The 5247-nt window shown below is 69.3% G+C and carries 5 protein-coding genes; 4 read left to right on the top strand and 1 reads right to left on the bottom strand.

All coding sequences use genetic code 11. The features are described from left to right. Positions 1-770: c-type cytochrome biogenesis protein CcsB (gene ccsB, locus AC08OX_RS07295; RefSeq protein WP_476607112.1), on the top strand; the 770-nt coding region annotated here is incomplete at its 5' end. Positions 771-955: 185 nt separating this feature from the next. Here the strand turns inward: ccsB and AC08OX_RS07290 are convergent. Beyond that, positions 956-1381, bottom strand: a complete 426-nt coding sequence (locus AC08OX_RS07290) for a PLD nuclease N-terminal domain-containing protein (RefSeq protein ID WP_011434974.1) — start codon at positions 1379-1381, stop codon at positions 956-958. A 386-nt stretch (positions 1382-1767) separates the two neighbouring features. Here AC08OX_RS07290 and AC08OX_RS07285 point away from each other — a divergent pair, with 386 nt between their 5' ends. The 3 genes from AC08OX_RS07285 (at position 1768) to AC08OX_RS07275 (ending at position 5105) form a co-directional block, all read left to right on the top strand. Further along, positions 1768-3219, top strand: a complete 1452-nt coding sequence (locus AC08OX_RS07285; protein WP_023839804.1) for a menaquinone biosynthesis decarboxylase — start codon at positions 1768-1770, stop codon at positions 3217-3219. Positions 3220-3306: 87 nt separating this feature from the next. Next, complete coding sequence (gene mqnP / locus AC08OX_RS07280; RefSeq protein ID WP_476607111.1) at positions 3307-4254, top strand: menaquinone biosynthesis prenyltransferase MqnP; 948 nt, start codon at positions 3307-3309, stop codon at positions 4252-4254. A 14-nt stretch (positions 4255-4268) separates the two neighbouring features. Next, positions 4269-5105, top strand: a complete 837-nt coding sequence (locus AC08OX_RS07275) for a UbiX family flavin prenyltransferase (protein WP_476607110.1) — start codon at positions 4269-4271, stop codon at positions 5103-5105. Positions 5106-5247: the final 142 nt, after the last annotated feature.

The following is a 5247-nucleotide window of genomic DNA, read 5'->3' as shown; positions in this document are numbered from 1 at the left end:
TCGCCGTCGCGCTGACGGTCGTCGGCTGGACGCTGCACCTGGGGTCCGTTATCACTCGTGGCCTCGCGGCGGACCGGGTGCCCTGGGGCAACATGTACGAGTTCTCGTCGATGATCTGCCTGATCGCGGTCACGACGTTTCTCGCCCTGATGATCCGGCAGCCGGTCCGGTGGTTGGGCGTCTTCGTCATGCTGCCGGTCGTGCTCTCGCTTGGTTTCGCCGGCACTGTGCTCTATGTCGCTGCGGGACCGCTGGTGCCCGCGCTCAACTCGTACTGGCTCAAGATCCATGTGGTCGGTGCGATCGTCGCCAGCGGGGTGTTCCTGGTCTCCGCCGTGACCACGGTGTTGTTCCTCATCAAGGAGCGTTGGGAAAATCGGCTGGCCGAGGTCGCGGCCGGACGGGCTGACGCGAGCCAGGCCATGCAGCGCCGGGGCGGCATCGTCATGCGCCTGCCGTCGTCGGCGGCGCTCGACACCCTGTCCTACCGGGTCATCGCGTTCGCGTTCCCGATCTGGACCTTCGCGATCATTGCCGGGGCGATCTGGGCGGAATCAGCATGGGGCCGCTACTGGGGGTGGGACCCCAAGGAGACGTGGTCGTTCATCACCTGGGTCTGCTACGCCGCCTACCTGCACGCCCGCGCGACGGCCGGATGGCGTGGGCGGCGGGCCGCGGCGATCTCGCTGCTGGCCTTCAGCGCCCTGTTCGTGGACTACTACCTGGTGAATCTGGTCATCTCGGGGCTGCACTCCTACGCCGGCATCTGACCCTCCCCACGGCTGCTGGTCCCTGGTCCCGGCCTGGCCCGCCGGGGAGAACGGGCGGGCCACCCGCAGCCTGCGGAGAACACCCCGCTCGGCCGCGTACCGGAACGACGGACCGCTGCTCGTCCCGGTGCGCGGAGCCGGTCAGCCGCGGGCTCGTGGCCCTGGATCCCCCGCGTCCATGCGGCTCAGCCGCGGGACGATGACGACGGAGGTCCGGCCTCGCCCTTGCGGATCCGGGCGGACAGCTCCCGCATGAAGTCCGGGTCGTCGTCGGGACCCTTCGGCCGGACGGCGGCCCGGCGGGTGCCCGTCCGCGCGCTGTACCGGCCGAAGCCGCCATCACGCCGGCTGTCGATGCCCCAGGACGATCGTTGCCCGAAGGCCGGATGGTCGGAGACCGGCCGGCGCAACGGCCGCTCGCCGACGCTGTTCGCGCGAGGTCGACCGAAGAAAAACCATCCGGCGGTGCCGAAGATACCAAGGAAGATCACTGCTACGATCCACGCGAGTTTGGGCATGATCCGAACCTCCTCGGGGGGTGTCCCGAAGACATCGATGATCGCGTAAGCCCAAACACCAATGATCACAAACGTCAGCGCGAGGCCCAGCACCGGCCGGTCGCTCCTTCCTGCTTTTCTTGATCGTTATGTCCGTCTTGACCTGTCAGGTATGGAACATCCGATCCGCGGGCATCTAATCCCCGACCCGTGGCGAAACCCCCGACCCGTGGCGACGTCACGGACGGATGGCGTCACGGACGGGCGACCTCACCAGATGGGTCAGGCGAGCACGTACCGTCCGCTATGGCCCGCGACGGACGTACATGTCGTGGTGATGGCCGGCCCGTGTATCTCTAGTGTGCCTTCCGCGCCGCCTCCTCGTCCTCCCGGTCCGTTATCCGACGAGGCCGTGCCCGGGACGTGACGTGTTGAACTGGGATCGTGACCACCTGTGGGCGGTCGGGCATCCACCCGTGGCGACTGCGAGGATGGAGGTCATGGCCTGGGCGGATCTGCGTGCGTTCCTTGCTCATCTCGAAAGGCGGAAGGATCTGCGCCGCGTCACCGTACCCGTCGACCCGCGTCTCGAGGTCACCGAGATCGTGACCCGGGTGGTACGGGAGCGCGGGCCGGCTCTGCTGTTCGAGTCCCCGGCCGGCGCCGACATGCCGCTGGCGATCAATGTGTTCGGCACCGAGGAGCGGATGGCTGCCGCGCTCGGCGTCGAGGCGCTGGACGACATCGGTGAACGGCTCGGCGCGCTGCTGCGCCCGCAGCTGCCGATCGGCCTGTCCGGATTGCGTGAGGCGTTCGGCAAGGCGGCGTCGCTCGCCTCGGTCCCGCCCCGCCGGGTCCGGACCGCGCCCTGCCAGGACGTCGTCCTCAAGGGTCCGGACGTCGACCTGTTCCGGCTGCCGGGGGTGCACGCCTGGCCGAACGACGGCGGGGCCTTCCTCAACCTCGGTCTGACGCACACAAAGCACCCCGAGACCGGGGCGCGTAACCTCGGGATGTACCGGTTGCAACGCCATGACGCACGCACCGTCGGCATGCACTGGCAGATCCACAAGGACTCCAACGCGCATCACGCGGTCGCCGAGCGGCGTGGGGAGCGGCTGCCGGTCGCCATCGCGTTCGGGTGTGACCCGGCGGTGACCTACGCCGCGTCCGCGCCCCTGCCTGCCGACCTCGACGAGTACCTGTTCGCCGGTTACCTGCGCGGCGAGCGGGTGGAGATGGTCGACTGCCTCTCCGTCCCGCTGCGGGTGCCCGCGAACGCACAGGTGGTGATCGAGGGCTGGCTCGAGCCGGGGGAGCGGCTGCCCGAGGGGCCGTTCGGCGACCACACCGGCTTCTACACGCCCGTCGAACCGTTCCCGGCGCTGCACGTCGACGTGATGACGATGCAGCGTGACCCGGTGTTCCAGACGATCGTGGTCGGTCGGCCGCCGCAGGAGGACGGCCCGATGGGCAAGGCCACCGAACGGATCTTCCTGCCACTGGTCAGGATGATGATTCCCGAGATCGTCGACTACGACCTGCCCGAGGCGGGGGTGTTCCACAATTGCTGCATCGTCTCCATCGAGAAGCGTTATCCGAAGCACGCGCAGAAGGTGATGAACGCGGTATGGGGGGCCGGGCTGCTGTCGTTGTCGAAGCTGATCGTGGTCGTCGACGCCGACTGCGACGTGCACGACTACCACGAGGTCGCTTGGCGCGCCTTCGGCAACGTCGACTATGCCCACGACCTGATCACCACCATCGGGCCGGTGGACCATCTCGACCACGCCGCCTACGAGCAGTTCTGGGGCGGCAAGGTCGGTGTGGACGCGACCCGCAAGCTACCGAGCGAGGGTTACCGGCGCGACGGCGGCTGGCCGGAGGAGATCGTCATGGACGAGGCGGTCCGCGAACGGGTCACCCGCCGATGGAAGGAGTATGGCCTGTGACCGTCCTCCGTTTTTCTTGCCTAGCCAGAGGGACAAAAAGGACGCTGGGGCCTCTGGCTGGGCAAGGAACAAGGAGTGGTGATCGCGGTGAGTGACGCCGCGTGGGTGCCGGGCGCGTCGGAGCCGGTCGGGCGAGGGTCGGGAGCCGGCCCGGGACACGCCACCGGCCGGGTACGGGCGTTTCTGCGGCTCGTCGTCATCGAGCACTCGGTCTTCGCGCTGCCGTTCGCCTACATCGCGGCGCTCGCAGCCTCGTTCGCGGATTCCCGGTCGGTGCACTGGTCGGACCTCGCCCTCGTCACCGTGGCGATGGTCGCGGCCCGAACTTTCGCCATGGCCGCAAACCGGGTCATCGATCGCGCGATCGACGCCCGTAATCCGAGGACGGCGAACCGAGAGCTGGTCACCGGCGTGGTCTCGGTGCGTACGGCGGTCGTCGGCGCCGCGGTCGCGCTCGCCGTCTTCCTCACCTCCGCCGCGGCCTTGTCCTGGCTCTGCCTGCTGCTCGCGCCGGTCGCCGTCGCGCCGCTCGTCGTCTACCCCTACGCGAAACGGTTCACCGACTTCCCACACGCCGTGCTCGGCATCGCCCAGGCGGCGGCCCCGGTCGGCGCGTGGATCGCGGTCACCGGTGAGTGGTCCTGGGCCGCCCTGGTGCTCGGCCTTGCGGTCGGTAGCTGGATCGGCGGCTTCGACGTGATCTACGCCTGCCAGGATGCCGAGGTCGACCGGCGCATCGGCGTGCGTGCGGTGCCGGCCCGGTTCGGGGTGCGGGCCGCGCTCATTGGTTCCACGGTTACGCATATGATCACCTTTGCGTTGTTCATCGTCTACGGGCTGATGGACAGCGCCGGTCCGTGGTGGTGGGCTGGGCTCGTGCTGACGGCGGCGGCATTCTGCTATGAGCACGCCATCGTGTCCCCGAACGACCTGTCGCGGGTCAACCGGGCCTTCCTCACCGCGAACGGATTCGTCGGCATCGTCTTGTTCCTCTTCGCCGTTGTCGATCTCGCCAGCCGTGGTCTGGCCGTCTGAGCATCGGATTCGTCATGGCCGATGTGTTCACTGCCCCCGAGGAGGGGGCCGGAGCACGCCTGCCGTGGGTGGTCGGGGTGAGCGGTGCCAGTGGAACCCCCTACGCGGCCGCGGTGCTGCGTGGCCTGCTGGCCGCTCGGCTGCCAGTCGATCTGGTGCTGTCCCGCGCGGCCCGCCTGACCCTGCTCGATGAGACGGGTATCGCCTGGCGTGACTCCGCCTGGGCGAAAGCCCTGGTCACGTGGCTGTCCATGCCCCTGGGCGGGGTGTCACCTCCGGAGGGTCCGTCGGCGCGGCTGGCCGATCGTGACGTGCTGGCCGATCGTGACGTGCTGGCCGATCGTGACGTGCTGGCCGATCGTGACGTGCTGGCCGATACGGTGTCCACCCTCGTCGCGGTACATGCCCCTGGTGATCTGGGGGCGCCGACGAGCAGCGGTTCGTACCCGACTCGCGGGATGATCGTTGTCCCGGCGAGCACCGCCTGCCTGGCCGGTATCACCCTGGGACTGTCCAAGGATCTGTTGCAGCGGTCGGCGGATGTCACGCTCAAGGAAGGCCGCCGTCTGATCGTCGTCCCGCGGGAGATGCCCTACACTCGCGCGACGCTGCGCCACATGCTGGACCTGCACGACGCCGGGGCGGTGGTGGCCGCGGCGAGCCCGGGGTTTTACGCGGGTGTGCGGACGGCTGGCGATCTCGTCGACTTCGTGGCCGGGCGGGTGCTGGACGCCGCCGACGTGCCGCACACGCTCTTCCGGCGTTGGACCGGCGAGCTCGGCGGCGCCCGCCGTGACCTGGCGGACCGCCGTGACCTGCTGGAGGTCGAGACGGCGCCACCGGCCGGGTGACGCCTGTTCCCCCTGGCGCAGGCCCCACCCCGACAGGCACAGTTGTCGGGAACGGGCCCCGACCGGGGCCGCGGTGCCGGCGGGATGAGGACGATATGGCGACGGGTGGGCGCGGACCGACGAGGAACCGGGGCCGGGGAAC

Source organism: Frankia sp. CoBUL1, from assembly GCF_978021245.1.
This window is presented reverse-complemented; position numbering and strand designations above follow the sequence as displayed.